The sequence below is a fragment of the Allobosea sp. CRIB-10 genome (assembly GCF_900112185.1).
Taxonomy (GTDB): domain Bacteria; phylum Pseudomonadota; class Alphaproteobacteria; order Rhizobiales; family Beijerinckiaceae; genus Allobosea.
The window spans coordinates 16522-37416 of sequence record NZ_FOKP01000025.1; the positions used below are offsets into that span (position 1 = coordinate 16522).

General features: G+C 67.0%; 21 protein-coding genes and 2 tRNA genes. 7 read left to right on the forward strand and 16 right to left on the reverse strand.

What is annotated here, in order from left to right; genetic code table 11:
- Positions 1 to 2: 2 nt before the first annotated feature.
- On the reverse strand, positions 3 to 1691 hold the full coding sequence (locus BMZ69_RS24565) for an ArnT family glycosyltransferase (protein WP_092161811.1): 1689 nt from the start codon (positions 1689 to 1691) through the stop codon (positions 3 to 5).
- Positions 1692 to 1993: 302 nt separating this feature from the next.
- Between BMZ69_RS24565 and BMZ69_RS31740 the strand changes: the two genes are divergently transcribed.
- Complete coding sequence (locus tag BMZ69_RS31740) at positions 1994 to 2161, forward strand: hypothetical protein (protein WP_175506959.1); 168 nt, start codon at positions 1994 to 1996, stop codon at positions 2159 to 2161.
- Between the two features lie 284 nt (positions 2162 to 2445).
- Positions 2446 to 4227 carry a caspase family protein gene (locus BMZ69_RS24570; RefSeq protein WP_244543522.1) on the forward strand — a complete coding sequence of 594 codons (1782 nt, stop codon included), beginning with the start codon at positions 2446 to 2448 and terminating at the stop codon, positions 4225 to 4227.
- Between the two features lie 99 nt (positions 4228 to 4326).
- On the opposite strand, the gene BMZ69_RS24575 is transcribed toward BMZ69_RS24570, so the two are convergent.
- The 5 genes from BMZ69_RS24575 to BMZ69_RS24595 all read right to left on the reverse strand — a co-directional run bounded on the left by BMZ69_RS24575 (position 4327) and on the right by BMZ69_RS24595 (position 6941).
- A tRNA-Arg gene (locus BMZ69_RS24575) sits at positions 4327 to 4403 on the reverse strand.
- Between the two features lie 42 nt (positions 4404 to 4445).
- Positions 4446 to 4751 carry an ETC complex I subunit gene (locus BMZ69_RS24580; protein ID WP_092161815.1) on the reverse strand — a complete coding sequence of 102 codons (306 nt, stop codon included), beginning with the start codon at positions 4749 to 4751 and terminating at the stop codon, positions 4446 to 4448.
- Positions 4752 to 4782: 31 nt separating this feature from the next.
- Positions 4783 to 4859 (reverse strand) — tRNA-Pro (locus tag BMZ69_RS24585).
- Between the two features lie 122 nt (positions 4860 to 4981).
- Positions 4982 to 6133: a M24 family metallopeptidase gene (locus BMZ69_RS24590; RefSeq protein ID WP_092161817.1), complete on the reverse strand. Its 1152-nt coding sequence runs from the start codon at positions 6131 to 6133 to the stop codon at positions 4982 to 4984.
- Positions 6134 to 6146: 13 nt separating this feature from the next.
- Positions 6147 to 6941 (reverse strand): transporter substrate-binding domain-containing protein, encoded by a 795-nt coding sequence (locus tag BMZ69_RS24595; RefSeq protein ID WP_092161820.1) that lies wholly within the window; start codon positions 6939 to 6941, stop codon positions 6147 to 6149.
- A gap of 158 nt (positions 6942 to 7099) precedes the next feature.
- Between BMZ69_RS24595 and BMZ69_RS24600 the strand changes: the two genes are divergently transcribed.
- Positions 7100 to 7816, forward strand: coding sequence for an IclR family transcriptional regulator (locus tag BMZ69_RS24600; RefSeq protein WP_175506960.1), 717 nt, complete (start codon positions 7100 to 7102; stop codon positions 7814 to 7816).
- A gap of 212 nt (positions 7817 to 8028) precedes the next feature.
- Here the strand turns inward: BMZ69_RS24600 and BMZ69_RS24605 are convergent, their stop codons facing one another.
- Positions 8029 to 8451 (reverse strand): DUF192 domain-containing protein, encoded by a 423-nt coding sequence (locus BMZ69_RS24605; protein ID WP_244543530.1) that lies wholly within the window; start codon positions 8449 to 8451, stop codon positions 8029 to 8031.
- 347 nt (positions 8452 to 8798) lie between these two features.
- On the opposite strand from BMZ69_RS24605, the gene BMZ69_RS24610 reads away from it, so the two are divergent.
- Together BMZ69_RS24610 and BMZ69_RS24615 are read left to right on the forward strand one after the other, a co-directional pair.
- Positions 8799 to 10703 carry a hypothetical protein gene (locus BMZ69_RS24610; RefSeq protein WP_139219182.1) on the forward strand — a complete coding sequence of 635 codons (1905 nt, stop codon included), beginning with the start codon at positions 8799 to 8801 and terminating at the stop codon, positions 10701 to 10703.
- On the forward strand, positions 10703 to 11407 hold the full coding sequence (locus BMZ69_RS24615; protein WP_092161834.1) for a CatB-related O-acetyltransferase: 705 nt from the start codon (positions 10703 to 10705) through the stop codon (positions 11405 to 11407). Before BMZ69_RS24610 ends, BMZ69_RS24615 begins: the two co-directional genes overlap by 1 nt.
- Here the strand turns inward: BMZ69_RS24615 and BMZ69_RS24620 are convergent.
- The 7 genes from BMZ69_RS24620 to aspS form a co-directional block, all read right to left on the reverse strand.
- Positions 11379 to 12437 (reverse strand): acyltransferase family protein, encoded by a 1059-nt coding sequence (locus BMZ69_RS24620; RefSeq protein ID WP_092161835.1) that lies wholly within the window; start codon positions 12435 to 12437, stop codon positions 11379 to 11381. The two genes, BMZ69_RS24615 and BMZ69_RS24620, sit on opposite strands and share 29 nt — an antisense overlap.
- The gene (locus tag BMZ69_RS24625; RefSeq protein WP_092161972.1) at positions 12434 to 13318 is read right to left on the reverse strand and encodes a glycosyltransferase; all 885 of its coding nucleotides are present in this window, start codon (positions 13316 to 13318) and stop codon (positions 12434 to 12436) included. The genes BMZ69_RS24620 and BMZ69_RS24625 overlap by 4 nt, the downstream gene beginning before the upstream one ends.
- On the reverse strand, positions 13318 to 14169 hold the full coding sequence (locus BMZ69_RS24630; RefSeq protein ID WP_092161836.1) for a Fic family protein: 852 nt from the start codon (positions 14167 to 14169) through the stop codon (positions 13318 to 13320). Before BMZ69_RS24630 ends, BMZ69_RS24625 begins: the two co-directional genes overlap by 1 nt.
- Complete coding sequence (locus tag BMZ69_RS31310) at positions 14162 to 14350, reverse strand: hypothetical protein (protein ID WP_139219184.1); 189 nt, start codon at positions 14348 to 14350, stop codon at positions 14162 to 14164. Before BMZ69_RS31310 ends, BMZ69_RS24630 begins: the two co-directional genes overlap by 8 nt.
- Before the next feature lie 107 nt (positions 14351 to 14457).
- Complete coding sequence (locus BMZ69_RS24640; RefSeq protein ID WP_092161838.1) at positions 14458 to 14763, reverse strand: hypothetical protein; 306 nt, start codon at positions 14761 to 14763, stop codon at positions 14458 to 14460.
- A gap of 6 nt (positions 14764 to 14769) precedes the next feature.
- On the reverse strand, positions 14770 to 15141 hold the full coding sequence (locus tag BMZ69_RS24645) for a hypothetical protein (protein WP_092161839.1): 372 nt from the start codon (positions 15139 to 15141) through the stop codon (positions 14770 to 14772).
- Between the two features lie 7 nt (positions 15142 to 15148).
- The gene (gene aspS, locus BMZ69_RS24650; RefSeq protein WP_092161973.1) at positions 15149 to 16927 is read right to left on the reverse strand and encodes an aspartate--tRNA ligase; all 1779 of its coding nucleotides are present in this window, start codon (positions 16925 to 16927) and stop codon (positions 15149 to 15151) included.
- A gap of 141 nt (positions 16928 to 17068) precedes the next feature.
- Here aspS and rnd point away from each other — a divergent pair, with 141 nt between their 5' ends.
- Positions 17069 to 18208, forward strand: a complete 1140-nt coding sequence (gene rnd / locus BMZ69_RS24655) for a ribonuclease D (protein WP_092161841.1) — start codon at positions 17069 to 17071, stop codon at positions 18206 to 18208.
- A 47-nt stretch (positions 18209 to 18255) separates the two neighbouring features.
- On the opposite strand, the gene BMZ69_RS24660 is transcribed toward rnd, so the two are convergent.
- Both BMZ69_RS24660 and BMZ69_RS24665 read right to left on the reverse strand, forming a co-directional pair.
- A complete protein-coding gene (locus BMZ69_RS24660) occupies positions 18256 to 18969 on the reverse strand; it encodes a DNA helicase (RefSeq protein ID WP_092161842.1) in 714 nt (237 codons plus the stop codon).
- A 138-nt stretch (positions 18970 to 19107) separates the two neighbouring features.
- Positions 19108 to 20040: a LysR family transcriptional regulator gene (locus BMZ69_RS24665; RefSeq protein WP_092161843.1), complete on the reverse strand. Its 933-nt coding sequence runs from the start codon at positions 20038 to 20040 to the stop codon at positions 19108 to 19110.
- A 119-nt stretch (positions 20041 to 20159) separates the two neighbouring features.
- On the opposite strand from BMZ69_RS24665, the gene BMZ69_RS24670 reads away from it, so the two are divergent.
- Positions 20160 to 20885, forward strand: a complete 726-nt coding sequence (locus tag BMZ69_RS24670) for an SDR family oxidoreductase (protein ID WP_092161844.1) — start codon at positions 20160 to 20162, stop codon at positions 20883 to 20885.
- The last annotated feature ends 10 nt before the right edge of the window (positions 20886 to 20895 follow it).

The following is a 20895-nucleotide window of genomic DNA, read 5'->3' on the forward strand; positions in this document are numbered from 1 at the left end:
GATCACTCGCGGACATAGACGCTCATCTCGATGCGCTTGCCACCATTGAGATTGAAGCCGGAGATGGTGGTCAGCAGCCGCGGCGCCACTCCCGAGGCGGCGAGCCCCTGCCGGAAGCCGTCGAGGAAGCGACCTTCGACCAGTGCAACGCGGCAGCCGGGCTCGCGCAGGAAGCTCGCCGCCGCGCCGCCGTCCACCCCCATGCGCAGGTTGGTCCCGACCAGGAAGACCAGGCTCGGCTCGCGATAGCCGACGGTCATGACCTGCGGGCTCGGACAGCTCACCGCCTGCACCGCTTCCGCCAGCCGCGGCGACAGCTTGAGACCGCGCAGGCTGGGCGAAGCGAGGCCGAAGACGCCGGCGCTGAGCAGCAGGCTCGCGACCACGCCGCGCCAGAGCGCCCCCTCGAAGGCGCCCTCGCGGAAAGCCAGGAAGCCGCGGAAGGCCACGATCAGCGCCAGCGCCAGGACCGGCAGAGCCAGCCAGGGCAATGTCCTGTCGAGCGTCCAGGTGCCGAAGAGCAGCACGCCGACCAGCGCCGCCGGCACCAGCACGACGAGAAGGGCCGTCAGTGTCGAGCCGCGGCGGAAGCGGTTGATGCCGCCATTGACCAGGGCGAGCAGGAGTAGCGCCGTGATCGCCGGATAGAGCGGCAGCACATAATGCGGCAGCTTGGTCGGCACCGCCTCGAAGACGAGCCAGGACGGCACGATCCAGGCGAGCAGGAACAGGATCTGCGGCTCGCGCCGCTTCACCCAGGCGAAGGGGATTGCCATCGAGGCGAGCGCAGCCGAGGGCCAATAGGTGCCGAAGAACAGGAGGAGATAGAGGCCGGGCGGGCCCCAATGCTTCTCCTGGCCCTCTCCGACCTTGGCGAGCATGTCCTTGCCGACGCTTTCGGCGAAGAAGTCGCCGCCGGTCTTGACCGCGATGGCGACGAACCAGGGCAGCACGACGATCAGGCAGAGCAACAGGCCGGGCCCGGGACGCAGCGAAGCGAACCAGCGCAGCGAACGCTCGCGAAGGCTGAGGACGAGCACCGCCAAGCCCCAGACCATCGGCACGATCGGACCCTTGAGCAGCAGGCCGAGCGCGGTCGCCGACCAGAACACCAGCCAATTGTGGCGGCTCGGCACGAAGGCGAGCGAGCGCGTCCAGTCGAGCCAGGCCCGGGCGAGCGCGCCCATGGTCGCGACCGCGCATGCGGCGAGCATGGCGTCGGTCTTGGCGAAGCGCGCCTCGACGCCGAGCAGCACGGCGGCAGCCATCAGGGCTCCGCCGAGCAAGGCCAGGCGCGCACCGACGAAGGCGAGCAGCGCCCAATAGGTCAGCAGCACGGTCGCGATCGCGCCGATCAGCGAGGGCAGCCGGTAAAGCCACATCGTGGTGCGGGCCTGCGGCACGCCCAGCGCCTCGCCGATGGCGACGCTTCCCGCCTGCAGCCAGTAGATGCCGACCGGCTTCTTGTGCCTGGCCTCGTCCTGGAAGCGGATGTCGACGAAATCGCGCGTCTCCAGCATCTGCTTGCTGGCCTGGGCGAAGCGCGGCTCGTCGCGGTCGAAGGGCTGCAGGCTGGCGAAGCCCGGCAGGAAGGCGGCGAGCGACAGCAGGACGAGCAGCAGGCAGGCGCGCCGGTGGCTCGCGGACGCGAAGCTTGCGAGCCGGTCGAGACCGGAGCCGAGCGAGAACATCGACACTCCTTGTGGCCGAGCCTTGCCGAGCCCGCGCTTTGCGGGCTCGGCTGGCGGGCAGGCGATCGGGTGGGCCGCCGCGGCGTTTACGGCGTCGGACCGCTCGCGGCAAGCGTGCAGATGCGATCCGCGACGACACCGGCATGGCTCAAAAGCGGGCCTGTCCGGGCAGTTGAGACCTGTTTGCGTCCCAATGATGGCAGGGGGAAGCTTGGAACCCTATATCCTCGACAAAGGTTGCCTATGTGGGTCGCATGTCGGGGTAGGACAGCGACGGACCAGTACTTGGAAAGGCAGGACACATGAAGATGCCGATCGCCGTTCATACCGACGAGGATTACGAACGGGCCCAGCAGCGCTTGGCCGAGCTCAATTCCGCGCCCGACAGCAAGGAAAAGGACCGCGAGCTGGAGGCCCTGGCTGAAGCCATGCTGGCCTTCGAGTTGCGCCGCGACGAGGCGCAGGACTGAACCGGCTGGACGGGCAGCGCCTGACTTCGAGGCATCGACACGCCCTTTGGCCCGAGGCGGACACGGGCCTCTCTCGCGCCATCATCGTGCTGTGACAAGCTCGCCAAAACACAATTTGCCACCTAGAATTGACGGCCTTCGTCTTCACAACAGCCCACCCTGCCCCCAGCCTATGTGGCAGCCGAGCCGAGGTGATTCAGGACGCTATGAGCAGGCGCCACCGTCATTCGAGGTCGATCGCGACTCGAATCTTCATCCTTCTCGCGTCGATGCTGTGCTTTGTCGTGCCGGCTGCCGCATCAGACCCGTCGCGCATCCTCGACGACAACGCCGAGTCGGTCGCCGTCGTCATCGGCAACAAGAGCTACAAGCAGACCAGCACGGTCGACTTCGCCCATAACGACGCCGAAGCGATGCGCGATTACCTCGTCCGCGGGCTGCGCTTTCGCGAGCAGAACGTCTTCGTCCTGAAGGATGCGACGCTCGGCGAACTCACGCAGATGTTCGGCAGCGAGGCCAATCCGCAGGGCGGGCGGCTCTGGCGCAGCGCGGTCGAGGGCCGCTCCAACGTCTTCGTCTATTACTCGGGGCATGGCGTGCCTGATCTCGCCACGCGCCAGCCCTTCCTCTTGCCGCAGGACGGCAATCCCAATGCCAGCGAGAGCGGCTATGCTCTGCAGACGCTCTATCGAAACCTCGAACTGGTCCGGCAGAAGATCGGGGCGCAGCGACAGTTGATCGTGATGATCGATGCCTGCTTCACCGGCGAGACCGGCCGCAAGGGCGAGAGCCTGCTCGCCGTCTCGGCGCCGGGCTTCACGCCGGCCAAGCCGCGCATCGGCGGCGGCATCGTCAAGCTGGTCGCGACTTCCGGCGCGACCCCGGCGAACTGGGACGAGAACCAGAAGCTCGGCCTGTTCACCAGCCGCTTCCTGATGGGCGCCGCCGGGCTGGCGCAGGCCGATGCCGACAGGCGGATCGCCTGGCCGGAGCTGCAATCCTATGTCGTCCGCGAGGTCGAAGCGGCGGCGCGGCGTGACAGCGGACGCGAGCAGAAGCCCGAATTCGACACCGCCAGCCTGTCTCTTCCGACCGTCGAGCCCTCGGTCACGATCCGTCGCAGCTTCGAGAGCGCGCAGGACGAAGCGCGCTGGCGCAGTGCGACGGCGGACGGCTCGCGCGAAGCGCTGGAGCGCTATGTCGCGCAATGCACCGGACCTTGCGCCTATCGGCAGCAGGCGATGGACCGGCTGCTGCAGCGGCAGCGCAATGCCGAGGCGGTCAAGGACGACGAGAGCTGGCGGCAGTTCGGCGCCGAGGGCAGATACCAAGCCTATCTCGATGCCTGTAACCAGATCTGTGCCTACCGACAATTGGCGCTCGGCTATCTCGGCAAAGATCCGATCACAGCGATCAGGCCGGAGGGCACGCAAGCGAAGCAGCAGCTACTCGCAGCAGCACAGCCGATCGTGGCCAGCGATCCGGCCCGCGCCCTCGCCGAAGCGAAGGCGGCGGGAACGGTCGAAGCGCTGGACCGCTTTCTCAAGGTCTACCCCGAAGGCAAGCTGGCGACGGAAGCTTTTGCCGCACGGTTGGCGCTGGTCCAGTCTGCCAGGCAAACTGGCGCCAGCCATGCGCCGACCGCGGCCGCCGATGCGCGCTACGCCCCTGGTCGGACACAAATCGACGCCATGGCTCCGGCAGGCCCCAAGCGAACGCCCGTAATGATCGAGGCAGATATGCACCTCAAGGCCTGCCCGTCCCAAGGCATCGTCGCGAAGCTCGGGCCCCGTCGTCCAGAAGACCCGAAGAGCGGGTTCCTATCCGTTCGATCCGGGCCGGGCGGCAGCGCCTATGTCGAGACCGACCGAATCTACAACGGCGACATACTGATCATCTGCGACACCATCGGCCCGTGGCACGCCGTGATCTACCCGAATCGTGGCCAGTCGTTCCAAGAGTGCCGAGCGCATCTGAATGTGAAGTCAGCAGGCCGCGCGACTTACTCGGGCTCGTGCCGCTCGGGGTGGGTTCACAAAAACTATGTCGAAGTAACCACACGATAAGCGCCCATCGGCGCGGCAGCGCTCCCGACCACCGTGTCGGACCCGGTGGCGTGCGTGGTCGCCCTGCCCCCATCCGGGCAAATAATGACATGAAAACAATGGCGAGCCCGGCAGGATTCGAACCTGCGACCAGCAGCTTAGAAGGCTGCTGCTCTATCCAGCTGAGCTACGGGCCCTGAAGGAAACGGCGGGCTTGGTATCCGCCGTTCACCTGAACTTCAATGCGTCCACTGGCCGACGCGGTTGAACTTGAAATTGTCGGCATAGGCCATGCCGCGGCGCTTGGGCGCGTGCGGCTGCTCCAGGCGGTAGGCGATGCCGTTGCGCGTCGCATAGGCGACAGCTTCCTCGGCCGTGTCGAACCAGAGCCGCAGCTGGCTCTTCATGTCGCCCGACGAGGTCCAGCCCATCAGCGGCTCGATCTCGCGCGGCCGCTCCGGCTCGTATTCGAGCAGCCAGCGGCCAGTCTTGGCGGTGCCGGACTGCATCGCGTTGCGGGCCGGCGAATAGATCCGTGCCGTCATGCTCCCCCTCGCCTTCCGGCAAAGCCCAAAATGGTCGGGGCACCAGGATTCGAACCTGGGACCCTCTGCTCCCAAAGCAGATGCGCTACCGGGCTGCGCTATACCCCGAATATTCTGCAAGTGCATGGAATCACTCGCCGAACCGCCACCGCGCCTCAATGAGGCGAAGCGACGCGCTACGCCATAGCATCGAACTGGCGGGATGGGAACAGCTCGCGCAGCCGCAGTGCCTAGACGACGATGAGATCACGTGAGCTTCGCGACAGCAATTCGCAGCCGTCGCGGGTGACGAGCACATTGTCGATGATGCGTGCGCCGAGCCGCTCCTCGTGCAGGAAGACCGGCGGCTCGACGCTGACGACCATGCCGGCCCGCAGCGTGTAGCGACTGCCGCCAATCATGTGCATCGGCTCGCCCCAGCTCGGTGGGAAGCCCGGCGCCAGCCCATAGCCGGAGGTGTGGACGCGGCCGTGTTCGAGGCCGGCCTCGCCGATCACGCGCCTGGCCGCCTCGTGCGGCGCGGTCGCAGGCGCGCCCTCGCGAATCTGCGCGATACAGGCGTCGCAGGCGTGGCGGGCGATCTCGTAGAGCTCGCGCATCCGGGCGCTCGGCTGGCCGAGGCAGAATTGCCGGCCGAGCGTCGCGGTGTAGCGCCGGAAAGTCGCGCCATATTCGACGCTGCCGTAATCGCCGGCCCGCAGCCTTCGTTCGGTCGGCGCGCCATGGCTGTAGCAGGAGCGTTCGCCGGAGACGAGGTTGATCGGGCTCGCCGCAAGGCCGCTGCCGCGCGCCAGCAACGCGCCATAGACCTCACCCGCGATCTCCAACTCGCTGCGTTCGGCGCGCAACGCCGCCCCGAAGACCGGAAGCACCTCGTCCGCGATCGCCGCCGCCCGCCTGATGTAGCCAAGCTCGGCCGGCGATTTCACCAGGCTGAGATCGTGGACGAGATTGGTCGCCTCGACGAAGGCCGAGCCGAACAGGTCGCGGATCGCTGTGTGGTGATGCGGGTGGAGGTAGTAGGCCGGCACCTCGACGCCGACGCGCCCCGCCAGCACGCCGAGCTCGTCGGCCAAACGGGCGAATCGCGGAATCGGGTCCTCGTTCTCGCCGCCGCCGAAGGTCTCGAGCCGGTCGACGAGGGCATCGTCCAGAATCTCGGCGCGCTCGCCCTCGCGCGCCATCATCGCGATCCGCCCGTCCGCCGCCGGCACCAGCAGGCACTGGAACTCCTGATAGCTCTTGGCGTCCGAGCCGGTCAGCCAGCGGATCGAGACGGGATGGAAGAGCACGAGCCAGTCCAGCCCCTGCTCCGCCATCACTCGCCGGGCACGGGCGCGCCGGCCGGCGAACTCTTCCGCCGCGAAGTCGTGCCGCGACATCGGCGCGCCGCCTTCAGAGCGCCGGCAGGGGCTGCATCGGCCCGCCCAGCCACTTCTTGTGGAGCTCGTCGAGATCGCCGTTCAGCGTGCTCTGGAAGATCAGCGTGTCGAGCCAGCGCAGCAAATCGTGCTCGCCGCGCCGGATGGTGATGTGGGCCGGAGCCCGCCGCAGCGCGAACTTGAAGTCGAATTCCTTGCTCGGGTTCTGCTTGGCAAGCTCGACCACGACGACGCTGTTGGCCGCCAGCAGCTGCGCATGACCGGAGAGATAGGCCTGCACCGCCGTGGCATTGTCCTCGGTCCGCATGATGTCGGCCGAAGGCGCCAGCGCCGAGAGGACGAGGTCCTCGGTCGTGCCCTTGGCGACGGCGATACGGTTCTTGCCGAGATCGGCGCCCGATTTCACCGCCAGCGCCTTGCCGCCGTAGACGGCGAGTGAGGTGTCGGCATAGGGCGCGCTGAACATCACCTGGCGGGCGCGCTCGGCGGTGATCGACATCGCCGCGATGTTCATGTCGGATTTGTCGGTGAGCAGGAACGGAATGCGGCTCGCCGCCGGCACCGGCACGAGCTCCAGCTTCACGCCGAGCGACTTGGCGACGAGCTTGGCCATGTCGACGTCGAACCCTTCGAGCTCGCGCTTGGCGTTCATCATGCCGAAGGGCGGCACGTCGGCGAAGACGGTGATGCGCACCACGCCCTTGGACAGGATGTCGTCGAGCTTGTCCGCCTGGGCTTCCAGGCTGGCGACCAGCCCCGCGAACAGGCCAAGGGCGGCAAACAACGTCGATCTGAAACCGCGCGCCATGATGCTCCCCCGATGTGTCGTTGGCGCCGATCGCTTCTGCGACCGGGCGGCACTGCCGCGCCTGCCCTCCCCGGGACCCGCAGCGATGACCTAGCGGAATGCTATCGGTTTCGTATATGCAGTCAAGCTTCGCTAATAAATCACGTCGGAGACATCAGATGACGGCCGAGACCGCTGCGGATGGCCGCTCCCGCCCCTATCCGGCGCCCGCCCTGGAAAAAGGCCTGGAGATCATCGAGTTGCTGGCGATGGCGCAGACGCCGCTTTCGGCGCGGGCGATCGCCGATCGGCTCGGGCGCTCGAAGAACGAGATCTTCCGCATGCTGTTCGTGCTGATCGAGCGCGGCTATCTCGACCGCGATCCGGCGACCGACGAGATCGCGCTCAGCAACCGCCTGTTCGAGCTCGGCATGCGGGTGCCGCGCGCCCGCGACCTGGTCGAGGTCGCGACGCCGGCGCTGGAGGCCCTGAGCGAGACGATCGGCCAGTCCTCGCATCTGGTCGTGCTGAGCAAGGCTGAGACCGTGGTGATCGTCGCCGTCGCCGGCCCGGGCGACATCAATTTCACGCTTAGGCTGGGCTATCGCCGGCCCGCCTCCGCCTCGACCTCCGGCCAGGTCATCCTCGCCTTCCGGGATGGTGCCGGTTCGGACCCTGGTCTGAAGGCCATCGCGGCGGAGGGCTTCCTGATCGCCGACAGCCACGACGTCGTCGGCGTGACCGACATCAGCGCGCCGATCCTCGACCGCAAGGGCCAGGCGATCGCCAGCATCGTCGTGCCCTATCTGAACCGGCGCGAAGCGCGCCCGCAGCATCGCGAGGCGCTGGCGGCGCTGCTCGCCACCTGCCGGGCTATCGCCGGCGAGCTCGGCTGAATCAAAGGCCGCTTCAAACATGCTGGAGGCTGCCGGGCATGCTCCGTCGTTCCGGGCAAGCTGCGAAGCAGTGCAGCTCCGGAATCCATCGAAGGGCGTTGCGCTCTACGATGGATTCCGGCGCTCCGCTTCGCTGCGGCCGGAAGGACGAGGCTTGCTTGAATTCACCTCGCCGAGGATGAACGATCCTCGGCAGGAACACCAAACGGCATCTAACGTTTGAACAGCGGATGCTCGACCTTGTCGCCCGGCTTGATGCCGAGCTTCTCGGCGATGCCGGCATTGACCTCGAGAACCGAGAGCACCGGCTCGCCGGAGGGGATGGTGCGGGTCGAGAGCGGCTCGGCCCGCTCGGCGATGCGCGCGACCGTGCCGTCGGCGCGGATGAACAGCATGTCGAGCGAGATGTAGGTGTTCTGCATCCACATCGCGACCGGCTCGACCTGCTTGAAGTCGAACAGCATGCCGCGATCGGCCGGCATGAACTGACGGTGCATCAGCCCCCGCGCGCGCTGATCGGGCGTACGCATGACCTCGACCTGGAAGGCGTGGCGGCCGGAGGCCGTGACGATGGTGAGCGGCTCCAGCCCGGCAGCGGCGGGGGGGCTCTGCGCGCCGGCGGACCTGGGCAGCATGGCGAAGGCGCCGACGACCAGCACGGCGGCGAAGACGCCTCGCAGCAAACGTTCCACAAAAGACATCATCGCGCCTCGCGCCCGACAGGCCATCCCGCCGCAGCCTTGCCGCGACCTCGTGGCGGTTCTGGGGCCAATGGCACGAAGCAGCGCCCCGTCGTCAAGCTTTTCGCCGATCCGGCCCGCTCGCATCTTCCTTTCGTCATCGCCTTGCGGCAGGGTCTGCGCCGACTTCCCATCGGAAGCGAATTCGCCGCGCCGCCGGCGAATCCGCCTCTGACGCCGCCAATCGGAGCTTGGCCCGGGTTATGCGCCCGCGGGCCTAGACGATGCTTCAGGAGACCATCATGACGATTTTGCCCGGCCGACGCCTCGCCAGCTCCCGGCCGCTGACCACGGCGGGGCTCCTGCTGCTCCTCCTGGCCAATCCCGCCGCCGCGGCCGACTTCCAGCTCGACAATCTGAAGCTCGACTTCGGCAAGTTCGTCGTGTCGATCCCGAAGCTCGACGTGAAGGGCACGCCGCTCGACCGCGACAGCTTCCGCGCGCTGCTTCTGTCGAGCACGAGCGGTGCTCCGGCGGGTGGCGTCGCCGGCGCGATCGCCGGAGCGAGCCAGGCGGTGCAGCCCGCCGATAGCGCGATCACACGCCTCGGCAAGCTCAACGCCAGCGAGATCAGCGCGCCGACCCTGGTGATGGAGCAGACTTTCGGCCCGCAGAAGCAGGTCACCACCTACCGCAACATCAAGTTTTCCGACATCCGCGAAGGCCGGATCGGGCGCGGTGAATCCAGTGACGGCACGATCAAGGTCGAGGGCGCGGCCACCGGGCCGATGAACGGCGAGATCAAGCGCACCAGCTTCGAAGTGCTCGACCTGATGCAGATCGCCCGCATCTTCGGCGAGAAGGCCAAGCCCGGCGAGACCGCGCCGCTGCAGCCGATCATCGGCAAGATCGACCAGGACGGCTATGTCCTCGACCTCGGCGAGCAGGGCAAGATCACCGCCGGCAAGGCTTCGATGCGCGGCTTCAAGGCACGCGTCGCCTCCGAGCCGATGGGCGAGCTCCTGACCCGCATCGCGGAGCTCAGCGATGAATCGGAGAAGGCCGCGCGCAACCTCAACAGCAAGGAAGACCCGGCGGTCAGCGACGCGCGCGACCGCAAGCTCCTCGTCGCCATGGCCGAGATCTTCGACGCCGTCGACTATGGCAGCGGCGAGATCCGCGACATCGTGATGTCGCTGAAGACGCCGCCCAAGCCCGGCGCCAAGGCGGAGCCGGTCGACATGCGCTTCTCGCGCATCGCCTTCGGCGAGGACGCGCCCGAAAAGTCGGGCGTTTCCATCGAGGGCCTGCAGTTCGAGGGAGGCGGCGCCAAGGGCGTCGTCGGCCTCATCGGCTATTCCGGCTTCTCGCTGGAAGGCGTCATCCGCGAGGTCAAGGCCGTCGCGGCCTCTGCGGTCGACATCAAGACGCTCGACTTCCGCCGCTTCATCCCGAAGCTGGGCACGGTCAAGATGAGCGGCGTGCAGATGACGGTGCCGCAGGAGGGCAAGCGCGGCCGCCCGGCCGGCCCGCCGATGCAGGTCGGCCTCGGGAATTTCGAGCTCAAGACTGGCGAGCAGCTCAACGGCATCCCGACCGACATGACGCTGAGCCTCGACAAGATCACCTTCCCGATCGTCGAAAGCGCCGACAATCCCGCCGCCAAGGACCTTTTGGCGATGGGCTATCGCACTCTCGACCTCTCGGCGAAGCTCTCCCTCGCCTGGCAGGAGGCGAGCAAGGAATTCGCCATCCGCACGCTCTCGCTCGGCGGCGTCGGCATGGCCAGGCTCGACGCCACCGGCACGCTCGGCAATATCGGCAAGGAGGTCTTCACCGGCGATATCGCTCTGGCGCAGGTCGCCCTGCTCGGCGCCACCGCCAAGAATGTCGAGCTCAAGCTGCAGAATCTCGGCCTCGCCGAGAAGCTGATCGAGAACGAGGCGAAGAAGTCGAAGCGCAAGGTCGAGGACGTCCGGCGCGAATACGGGATGATGGCGAGCCTCGGCCTCGCCGCCATCCTCGGCCCGTCGGACGGCGCCAAGGCGCTGGCGAACGCGGTCGCCCGCTTCGTCGCCAAGCCGGGCACGCTGACGGTGAAAGCCACCGCGAAAACGCCGACTGGCCTCGGCCTCGCCGATGTGATCGCGCTCGGCGAGCCGACCGAGATCTTCGAGAAGATCGACGTCGACGCCACGGCGGAGTGATGACCCAGTACCCGACCAACAGCCCGGACGCCGATTGGCGTCCGGGTCCCCTCGCCGTCTGGTGGGCTGGTCTCCCGACCGGCCCGCGCGGTTTTTTCAAACGTTGGGTCAATCCCTACAACCAGACGCGCATCCATCTGGCGAAGCTGCTGGCCCGACGCCCGGGACAGGTCGTGGTCGGCGCCTTCACCTATGGCCGCCCGAAGGTTCGCTTCCCGGAAAGCGGAGCGCGGCTGTCGATCGGCCGCTACGGCTCGATCGCCGACGGCGTCGAGATCCTGCTCGGCGGCAACCATCGCACCGACTGGGGAACGACCTATCCCTTCCCTGCCCTGGCCGATCTCTGGCCGTCGGCCCGCGGCATGAGCGGCTACGACGCGACGCGCGGCGACGTCACCATCGGCCATGATGTCTGGCTCGGTTCGCAGGCGATGATCATGTCGGGGGTCACGATCGGCCACGGCGCCGTCGTCGCGGCGCGCGCCGTGGTGACGCGCGATGTGCCGCCCTATGCGATCGTCGCCGGCAATCCGGCCAGGATCGTGCGCCTGCGCCTGCCGGAGGCGCAGGTCGAGGCGCTGCTGGCGAGCCGCTGGTGGGAGCTACCGCCGGAGCGCGTTTCGCAGCTATTGCCGCTGTTGCTGTCGGATCGCGTCGACGAGCTCGTCGCGGCGATCAGGCCGGCTTCAGCAACCGGCGCTTGAGCCCGAGCGCCGGCTTCTCGACCAGATACCAGGACGCCGCGGCGACCAGCAGCGTCACGATCAGAGAGGGCGCGAACAGCGTCAGCGCCCCGACCGTGGGAAACAACGCGACGAAGGCCTGCTGCACCGGCCAACCATAGAGGTAGACGCCGTAGGACAGGTCCGCCCGCGGCTCGCTGCGCCAGCGGGTGAGCGGCGGCGCCAGCGCCAGCACCAGCACGCCCCAGGCAGTGACGAGATAGAGCAGCGCCTTGTAGGCCGGCGTCGCCTGCGACAGGGCAACGACGACAAGCGCGACGGCGAGTCCAGGAAGCGACAACGGCACCTTCTCGCGCCAGAGATAGATCAGCCCGCCGGTCAGGAAGATCAGCGGCAGGCGCAGCGCGGTCTCGATGCCCTTCGGCCCGTCCGGTGTGAGGATTTCACGCAGGACCGTCGCGACGACCAACGCCGCCCAGAGGCCGAGCACGAGCCGGCGATGCACCAGCAGGCCAACCAGCCCGGCGACGAGCACGCCGAGATAGCAGAGCGTCTCGTATTTCAGTGTCCAGACCGTCCCCATCGGGAAGCGCAGCGGGTTGTCGGAGAAGACGCCGGGCAGCGGCGCCGAGCTCTTGAAGCTGGTCAATGTGCCGTTGATGAAGCGCCAGAGCTGCGGGTCGGTAAGATAGGCGGACAGGCTGAGCTTGGTCAGCGCGCCGCCCATCAGCAGCGCGACCACCAGCGTCGCCGCGATCAGCCCCGGTGCGATGCGCAAGGTCCGGGCGACGACATAGTCGCGCCAGCCGCGCTGCTCATAGCTCATCGTCACCAGAAAGCCGGAGATGGCGAAGAAGCCGTTGACCGCGTGCTCGCCGAGCGTGAAGCCGGTCGAATGCGCCAGTAGCTCGTCCTCGACCTTGCCGGTGGTGACGCTGAGCGCATGCGAGACGACGACGGCGAGCGCCAGCAACAGCCGCAGCAAGCCGAAATGGTTGTGCGGCAGGCCCAGCCCGTCGGCAGCGCTGGCGGCGCGAAGGAAGCCTGTCACGCGATGATCTCCGCCTCGTTCAGTCCCTGCCGGGACAGCGCGCTACGGCCGGCGCGCGCAGCGAGCGCACCGGCGACCGAGCCGGCATGGGCATACATCTTGTCCTGACGCAGGATCAGGCCGTAACCGATTGCCTTGGCGGCGTTTTCGATGGTCTTGACCCGCCCCGGCACGGGCAATCCCCATTTGCGCGCCACGTGATGCTCCGACCAGGCGAGATGCCAGCGCGCCGTGAAGCGGCGCTGCGGCGACGGCGCGCTCGACTTTCCGCGGCCGTGCCTGGCGGCGGCACCCTCGACATGAACCAGCGCATGTCCCGCCTCGCGCAGGCGGCGGCAGAGGTCGTCATCCTCGTAGAACAGGAAGATCGCCGGGTCGAAGCCGCCAAGGCCGAGAAAGACCTCGCGCCGCAGCAACAGGCAGGCGCCCGACAGGAACGGCAGGCAGGCATCGCCCTCCGGCAGCGTGATCCTGGCCGCCTGGTTGAGATGGTCGGGCGAGAGCAGTGAGCGCGGCTGCAGGAAGACACGGCCCGAGGGCTCGACGAGACGTGGCGCAAAGGCGGCCGCATCCGGATAGGCCTCGGCGGCCGCCAGCAGGGCCGCTACCGCGCCCGGCTGCACTTCGAGATCGGGATTGACGATCAGGATAAAGGGCGTCGCCGCCGCCCGCGCGCCACGGTTGTTGGCGCGGCCATAGCCTTCGTTGCGCGCATTGCGCAGCACCTGCGCCCCGTGCCGCTCCGCGATCTCGACCGAGGCATCGCCGCTGGCATTGTCGACGACGATGGCTTCGATCCCCTCGCCCGCCAGCGCGGACAGGCAAGCGGGCAGCACCTGCGCGCTGTCGAAGCTGACGACGATGGCGGTGACGACGTCGATCAACGACCGAACAACCACCCGAGCGCTGCGATAACCAGAGTCCCAATCAGCCCGACGATGACGGGATGGCGTTCAATCCAGTTGACCAAACCTCTGCGTTCAAGCGACGGCAAAATTGGCTTGGCATCGCGGTCCAGGACACCTTCCCGCTGGGCTGCTTGAATGGCTTCATCGATCTCGGATCTGATATCATCGCTGATATCGTCGGTTCGACCACCAGCGGTTTTGAAAAACCCGACAAGCTGCCGAGCAAGGCAGGTTTCAAGGAGATTTTCGATAGCCGATACATTAATTATGCCACGACGGAATGCTTGGTCAGCCGCTTCTAGCGCGTGATAATAAGGCTGCTTACCCGCCGCGATCTGTTCGGGAATAGTCGGCGTTCCCGGCAGTTCGGTCCGCGTATGAGCGCACAGGATAAGATAACTCACAATCCTGGCTGTTCTGCCATTTCCATCCGCGAAAGGATGAACCCAATTGGTGCGCCAAAGGATATATGACGCGAGGTGAAGCGCGGACTTGCTTTGCCAATGTGAATTCACGTAATCGCAAAGTTCTTCGATGAGAGCCGGCACATCCGCCGCTGGCGGCGGCGTATGCTCGCTCTTCGAAATCGACATTGGTCCCGGCCGGAAGACGCCGGGATACGGACTGATCCGGTCCATCAATATGCGATGCAACCGCAAAAAAAGGGACGGCTTCAAGCTTGGCGGCTTGGCGCCGAGCCAATCCTGTAACTCATCCATCGCGGCTTTCGTTTGCCGCAAGGCGTTGAGCGCTTCGAGCTTCGCCTTTTCGTCTGGATCTGTGACCAGCTCAAGCTCGCCGGATTGACTATCTCGGTCAGCCATGGCTCGACTTTTCAGCTGCCTTAAGTTTGCGGGCAGCTTCGCGAACCATCTCTTCCGTGACGCGCTCATTTTCGATTTTGGCAGACCCATACGAGAAACTGATACGTTGCTCCTCGCGTTCGGCGTCCGTCATTCTGACCTTCGCAGCAACGCCCAGCAGTTTTTTCAGGGCTTGGTTCACGGCCAGCTCCACTTCGAATTTTAGGAATCGTTTGAACGATCCTACGCAAAAATAATAGCACGGGAATGACGGCGATGTTGGGTCGTTAGGTTCTCAACAGCGGGCCGTTATCGGATAGCGGAACCCAAATCCAACATTGAGTTCCGAATAGTGTTTCGTTCCCGATCATCGCAGCGGCGCGGCGCGTTGTAGGACTTCACCGCGTAGCTCGCATTGGCGCTGACGAAGCGGCCGCGCTGCTCGGCCGGCAGGCGCGCTATGATGCGGCCGCGATCGACCCTCAGCCCGCAATCATAGGCGCGCGAGACCTGCGAAGCCGTGAACTCGGGCGTGCCCGGCATCGGCCCGGTGACGACGCAGCCGGCGAGGCCGACAGCCGCGAGCACGACGAGGCAGGGCTTCAGCGAAGTCATCGACGATCAGAGCGCCTCGAAGCGACCGGCGCGGACATCCTGCATCTTCCCGCGTAGCGTCGCCCGCTCCTCGCTGGTGCAGGGTTGCGGGCGGACGTCCTGGTTGATCGTTTCGGCCTCGGAGACCGAGACATAGGCCGAGCGCGCGGCAGCGAGCTGCTCGTCGCTCGCCCCGCGCGCCTTCTCGGCGGCGAGGAAGCGATCCAGCGTCGTGCGCTGCGGCGAGCCGGCTTTGCAGGCGACGGCGCGCGAGACGGTCGTCGCCAGGGTCGAGGCGCGCCCGGAGGCGGTGTCGGCAGAACCGGCGACGCAGGCGCCGAGCGGCAGCGCGACGAAACAGGCGAGCAGCAAGGCTCGCCCGGCAGGCAGGAAGGCCATGGCTCGCTCAGCCTTCCTTTTCAGGCAGGTTGACGCGCAGATGCGCCTCGCGCAGCTGCTTCGGTGTCGCCGGCGACGGCGCGCCCATCAGGAGGTCGACGGCCTGCTGGTTCATCGGGAACAGCGCGACCTCGCGCAGATTCGTCGCGCCAGCGAGCAGCATGATGATGCGGTCGACGCCGGCGGCCATGCCGCCATGCGGCGGCGCGCCGTACTGGAAGGCCCGGTACATGCCGCCGAAGCGCTCGATCACCGTCTCCTCGCCATAGCCGGCGATCTCGAAGGCCTTGACCATCGCCTCGGGGCGATGGTTGCGGATGCCGCCCGACGCCAGCTCGTAGCCGTTGCAGGCGATGTCGTACTGGAAGGCCTTGATCGTTAGCGGATCGTCCTCGACCAGCGACTTGAGGCCGCCCTGCGGCATCGAGAACGGGTTGTGCGAGAAGTCGACCTTCTTCTCGTCCTCGTTGTACTCGAACATCGGAAAGTCGACGATCCAGGCGAAGGCGAAGGCGTTCTCGTCGATCAGCCCGAGCTCGGAGCCGACCTTGTTGCGGGCGCTGCCGGCGAATTTGTAGAACTTGTCGGGATCGCCGGCGGCGAAGAAGCAGGCGTCGCCGGCCTTCAGGCCCATCTGGGCGACGATTCCTGCGACGCGCTCGGGGCCGATGTTGTTGGCGATCGGGCCCTGGCCTTCGCCGCCCTCCTTGACCATCAGATAGCCGAGGCCGGGCTGGCCCTCGCCCTGGGCCCAGGAGTTCATCCGGTCGCAGAAGGCGCGGCTGCCGCCGCCCGGCGCGGGGATCGCCCAGACGCGGTTCTTCTCGCCCTCGAGAATGCGGGCAAAGACCTTGAAGCCCGAGCCGCGGAAATGATCCGAGACGTCCTGCATCTCGATCGGGTTGCGCAGGTCGGGCTTGTCGGAGCCGTATTTGCGCAGCGCTTCGGCATAGGGGATGCGCGGCCAGTTGCGGGTGACGGACTTGCCCTCGCCGAACTCCTCGAAGACGCCGGCGATCACCGGCTCCATCGTGGCGAAGACATCCTCCTGCTCGACGAAGCTCATCTCGACGTCGAGCTGGTAGAACTCGCCCGGCAGGCGGTCGGCCCGCGGGTCCTCGTCGCGGAAGCAGGGCGCGATCTGGAAATAGCGGTCGAAGCCCGCCATCATCAGCAGCTGCTTGTACTGCTGCGGCGCCTGCGGCAACGCATAGAACTTGCCCGGATGCAGGCGGCTCGGCACTAGGAAGTCGCGCGCGCCTTCCGGCGAGGACGCTGTCAGGATCGGCGTCTGGAACTCGGAGAAGCCGGAGGCCTGCATGCGCCGGCGCAGCGAATCGATGACCTTGGTGCGCAGCATGATGTTGCTGTGCAGCTTGTCGCGGCGCAGATCGAGGAAGCGGTACTTCAGGCGGGTGTCCTCGGGGTATTCGAGGTCGCCGAAGACCGGCAGCGGCAGTTCGGCCGAGGGCCCGAGCACTTCGAGCGCCGTGGCGAAGACCTCGACCGCGCCGGTGGCGAGGTTGGCGTTCTCGGTGCCGGCGAGGCGCGGCTTGACCTTGCCGTCGATGCGGATGACCCATTCCGAGCGCGCCTTCTCGGCATCGGCGAAGGCCGGCGAATCCGGATCGACTACGACTTGGGTCAGGCCGTAATGGTCGCGCAGGTCGATGAAGAGCACGCCGCCATGGTCGCGGATGCGATGGCACCAGCCGGAGAGACGCACGGTGGCGCCGATGTCGCTCTCGCGGAGCGCGCCGCAGGTGTGGGAACGGTAGCGATGCAGGGTCACGGGTTCAGCTTTCCGGGCGTCCATGCGGCCGTGGTCGGGCGCGCAAGCGGTTTGGCGCCGTAACCACACGCGCGCGGCGCGGTTGTCAAGAACGCCCGCGACATGGCGCGCTTTCATCTGCTAAGAGCGCCGTCCATGAACCTGATCTCCACGACCGAAGAGCTGGCCGCCGCCTGCTCCCGCATCGCCGCGCACCCGTTCGTCACCGTCGACACCGAATTCCTGCGCGAGACGACCTATTATCCGAAGCTCTGCCTGATCCAGATGGCTTCGCCGGACGAGGCCGTGATGGTCGATCCGCTGGCCGAGGGGCTCGACCTTGCGCCCTTCATGGCGCTGATGACCGACCAGAACGTGGTCAAGGTCTTCCATGCCGCCCGGCAGGACCTCGAAATCGTCTGGATGCTCGGCCGCGTCCTGCCGACGCCGCTGTTCGACACGCAGGTCGCCGCGATGGTCTGCGGCTATGGCGACTCGGTCGGCTACGAGCAGCTCGTCAACGACCTGGCCAAGGCGCGCATCGACAAGTCCTCGCGCTTCACCGACTGGTCGCGCCGCCCGCTCAGCGAGGCGCAACTGGTTTATGCTGAATCGGACGTCACCCATCTGCGCGACATCTATCTGGCGCTGCAGGCCGACCTCGCAGCGAGCGGTCGCGAAAGCTGGGTCGCCGAGGAGATGGCGGTGCTCAACTCGCCGGGAACCTATGAGGTCAAGCCGGAGAACGCATGGCAGCGCCTCAAAGGCCGCCTGCGCAAGCCGAAGGAACTGGCGGTGCTGATGGAGCTCGCCGCCTGGCGCGAGCGCGAGGCGCAGCAGCGCGACGTGCCGCGCCAGCGCGTGCTCAAGGACGATGCGCTGATGGACATCGTCCAGCGCGCGCCGCGCTCGGCCGAGGCGCTCGGCGAGTTGCGCTCGGTGCCGAACGGCTTCGAACGCTCGCGCGCCGGCGGCGAGGTGCTGGCGGCGGTCGGGCGCGCTCTGGCGCTGGACCCGCACAGCCTGCCCCGGCTTGAGCGCGAGCGCGGCCGGCCGAGCAACGGCGCCGTGCTCGACCTGCTCAAGGTGCTGCTCAAGGCGACCGCCGACGCCGAGCGCGTCGCGCCGAAGATCATCGCCTCCAGCGACGACCTGGAGGAGATCGCCGGTGACGATGAGGCCGACGTGCCGGCCCTGCATGGCTGGCGCCGCGAGATCTTCGGCGAAAAGGCGCTGGCGCTTAAGAACGGCTCGCTGGCGCTGCGAATCGTGCGCGGGCGGGTCACGGTCGGATAGACCAGCCATCGCACAGATCGGATAGCCGTCCGGACGAGCGCCCGCCGCTAATCCGCCGCCTGGAAGCGGACTGCGCCCTGATTCAGGAAGCAGGCCTTGCTGAACAGCGACAGATCCAGCGGATTCGGCAAACGGATATCGTCGAGGTCCGGGCAGGGCTTTGCCGCCGGATCATAGGAGCGATCAATCTGAGAGATGAAGGCCAGGATCAGGCCCCTCTCCTGCGCGAAGGCCTTGAGCGCGCGGATTTGCACCATCAACGCGGGATTGCCGCGCTTCTGGTCGAGCAGCTGCAGATAATCGACGATCGCCAATGTGCCCCGTGGCGCATCAGCCAGCGCCGATATGATGTGATCGGCGCTGATCGCATCCGAATCGTCGAAGGTGAACAGCGCCTCGAATTGGGCGGGATCGACGCCGAGCGCCCGGAAGCGGCCGAGCACGTCTTTCGCCGTGTACTCGAGCGTGAAGAAGACCGCGCGGCGGCCGGGCTTCATCGCGGCTACGGCGAGCTGGAGACTGAGCAGCGTCTTGCCCTGCCCGGGCCTTGCGCCGATCAGCAACAGATCGCCCGGCACGAGGCGCTCCAGCAGCCCCTCGGCGGATAGGGCGTCGGCTGATTTGGCGGCGAGCAGGCTCCAGGCGCCGAACCCCTCGCCACTGGCGACGTGATCGAGCGCGAGATGGAGCGGGATGGCGTCCTTGCGCGCCAAGTCTCTGGCTTTGCGCTTCAAACGATAGACGGGTGCGGAAAGCTTCATCGATGGACCTCCTGATGCGAGCGATGTCTGCAACCCCTCCTTATGCGCAGCGCTCGAACAGTCGGTTCGGTGATGGAGATACCCTGCACGGCAGCGTGCTTCCCGGTCGGAGGGAGGAGGCGCGGGCCGCGCCTGGAATCAGATCATAGCCGATTCCGCCCGCGCCGTCGCGTTGCCCTCCCATTCGAACCGCCGCAGATAGTCGACGAGCGCGCGCAGCTTCGGCGCCATGGCGCGGCGGCTGGGATAATAGAGATGGAAGCCCGCGAAATACGGGCAGAACTCCTCAAGCAGCGGCTCCAGCTCACCGCGCGCGATCGCCGGGCGAAAGCTCTCCTCCATGCCGAAGGTGATGCCGGCGCCGGCCACGGCGAGCTTGATCATCAATGCCATGTCGCTGGTCGTGATCTCGGGCGCGACATTGACGCTGAACTCCTTGCCATCCTCCGCGAACTCCCAGCGATAGGGCGGGAGCTTGGGCCCTGGCCGCCAGCCGATGCAGCGATGCGCCGCCAGCTCGCGCGGATGCGAGGGCACCCCGAAGCGCTCGCGATAGGCCGGCGCGCAAACGGCGAGCTGGCGCTCCTCGTCGCCGATCGCAACCGCGATCATGTCCTGCTCGATCACCTCGCCCAGCCTGACGCCGGCATCGTAGCCGGCGGCGACGATATCGAACTCCTCGTCGGTGACGGTGATATCGAGCTCCACGTCCGGATGGGCGGCGGTAAAGCCGGCGAGGAAAGGCCCCGACAGGAAGCGCTCGGCGATCGACGAGACAGCCAGGCGCAGGCGCCCGCGCGGCCCGGCGCGCAGATCGCGCGTCGCCTCGACGGCGGCGCGCACCTCGGACAGTGCGGGCGAGAGATCGGCGAGCAGGCGCTCGCCTGCCTCGGTCAGGCTGACGCTGCGTGTCGTGCGCTGGACCAATGCGATACCCAGCCGCTCCTCCAGTTTGCGGATCGTCTGGCTCACCGCCGAGCGTGTCACGCCGACCCGGTCGGCAGCGCCGCGAAAACTCTTCTCCTCGGCGACCAGCGCGAACACCGCGAGAGCGTTGAGGTCCATCTCCATTGGTTAGAAAAACTCTCCATACTGGGAAACAATAGGCGGCTTATCGCGACAATGCCCTGCCCCTAGCTTTCGGGCAACCGCAACGTCGCGGTGCCCCGAAACAACCAGACGGAGCAGACATGGCCATGGACAAGGTCGTTCTCATCACCGGCGCCTCCAGCGGGATCGGCGTCGGCATCGCCCGCGAGCTCGCGGCGGCCGGAGCAAAACTGATGCTCGGCGCGAGGCGCACCGACCGCCTCGATGGACTCGCTGAAGAGCTCAACGCGAGAGGTGGCAAAGTCCGCACCCGTCGGCTCGACGTCACCGACCGCACCGATGTCGCGGCCTTCGCCGAGGCGGCGCGCGAGGCCTTCGGCCGTGTCGATGTCATCGTCAACAATGCCGGCGTCATGCCGCTCTCGCTGATGGCCTCGCTCAAGGTCGACGAGTGGGACCGGATGATCGACGTCAACATCAAGGGCGTGCTCTACGGCATCGCCGCCGTGTTGCCTGACATGCTGGCACGCGGCTCCGGCCAGATCGTCAACATCGCCTCGATCGGCGCCCTCGCGGTGTCGCCGACGGCCGCCGTCTACTGCGCGACGAAATACGCGGTGCGCGCCATCTCGGACGGTCTGCGCCAGGAGCATTCCGACCTGCGCGTCACCTGCATCCATCCCGGCGTGGTCGAGAGCGAGCTTGCGAGCACCATCACCGATCCCGCGGCAGCCGAGCTGATGAAGAGCTATCGCGCCGTCGCGCTCCAGCCCGATGCGATCGGCCGCGCCGTGCGCTTCGCGATCGAGCAGCCCGACGATGTCGACGTCAACGAGATCGTCGTCCGCCCCACCGCAACCCGCTGAGGAGAAAGTC

Excerpts from the sequence above, each read along its gene's own strand:
- BMZ69_RS24670 (WP_092161844.1), top strand. The coding sequence starts at position 20,160 with ATGGCCATGGACAAGGTCGTTCTCATCACCGGCGCCTCCAGCGGGATC.
- BMZ69_RS24600 (WP_175506960.1), top strand. The coding sequence starts at position 7,100 with ATGACGGCCGAGACCGCTGCGGATGGCCGCTCCCGCCCCTATCCGGCG.
- BMZ69_RS24565 (WP_092161811.1), bottom strand. The coding sequence starts at position 1,691 with ATGTTCTCGCTCGGCTCCGGTCTCGACCGGCTCGCAAGCTTCGCGTCC.
- BMZ69_RS24615 (WP_092161834.1), top strand. The coding sequence starts at position 10,703 with ATGACCCAGTACCCGACCAACAGCCCGGACGCCGATTGGCGTCCGGGT.
- BMZ69_RS24580 (WP_092161815.1), bottom strand. The coding sequence starts at position 4,751 with ATGACGGCACGGATCTATTCGCCGGCCCGCAACGCGATGCAGTCCGGC.
- BMZ69_RS24590 (WP_092161817.1), bottom strand. The coding sequence starts at position 6,133 with ATGTCGCGGCACGACTTCGCGGCGGAAGAGTTCGCCGGCCGGCGCGCC.
- BMZ69_RS24645 (WP_092161839.1), bottom strand. The coding sequence starts at position 15,141 with ATGGCCTTCCTGCCTGCCGGGCGAGCCTTGCTGCTCGCCTGTTTCGTC.
- BMZ69_RS24610 (WP_139219182.1), top strand. The coding sequence starts at position 8,799 with ATGACGATTTTGCCCGGCCGACGCCTCGCCAGCTCCCGGCCGCTGACC.
- BMZ69_RS24660 (WP_092161842.1), bottom strand. The coding sequence starts at position 18,969 with ATGAAGCTTTCCGCACCCGTCTATCGTTTGAAGCGCAAAGCCAGAGAC.
- BMZ69_RS31740 (WP_175506959.1), top strand. The coding sequence starts at position 1,994 with ATGAAGATGCCGATCGCCGTTCATACCGACGAGGATTACGAACGGGCC.
- BMZ69_RS24630 (WP_092161836.1), bottom strand. The coding sequence starts at position 14,169 with ATGGCTGACCGAGATAGTCAATCCGGCGAGCTTGAGCTGGTCACAGAT.
- BMZ69_RS24640 (WP_092161838.1), bottom strand. The coding sequence starts at position 14,763 with ATGACTTCGCTGAAGCCCTGCCTCGTCGTGCTCGCGGCTGTCGGCCTC.
- BMZ69_RS24665 (WP_092161843.1), bottom strand. The coding sequence starts at position 20,040 with ATGGAGATGGACCTCAACGCTCTCGCGGTGTTCGCGCTGGTCGCCGAG.
- BMZ69_RS24605 (WP_244543530.1), bottom strand. The coding sequence starts at position 8,451 with ATGCTGCCCAGGTCCGCCGGCGCGCAGAGCCCCCCCGCCGCTGCCGGG.
- rnd (WP_092161841.1), top strand. The coding sequence starts at position 17,069 with ATGAACCTGATCTCCACGACCGAAGAGCTGGCCGCCGCCTGCTCCCGC.
- BMZ69_RS24595 (WP_092161820.1), bottom strand. The coding sequence starts at position 6,941 with ATGGCGCGCGGTTTCAGATCGACGTTGTTTGCCGCCCTTGGCCTGTTC.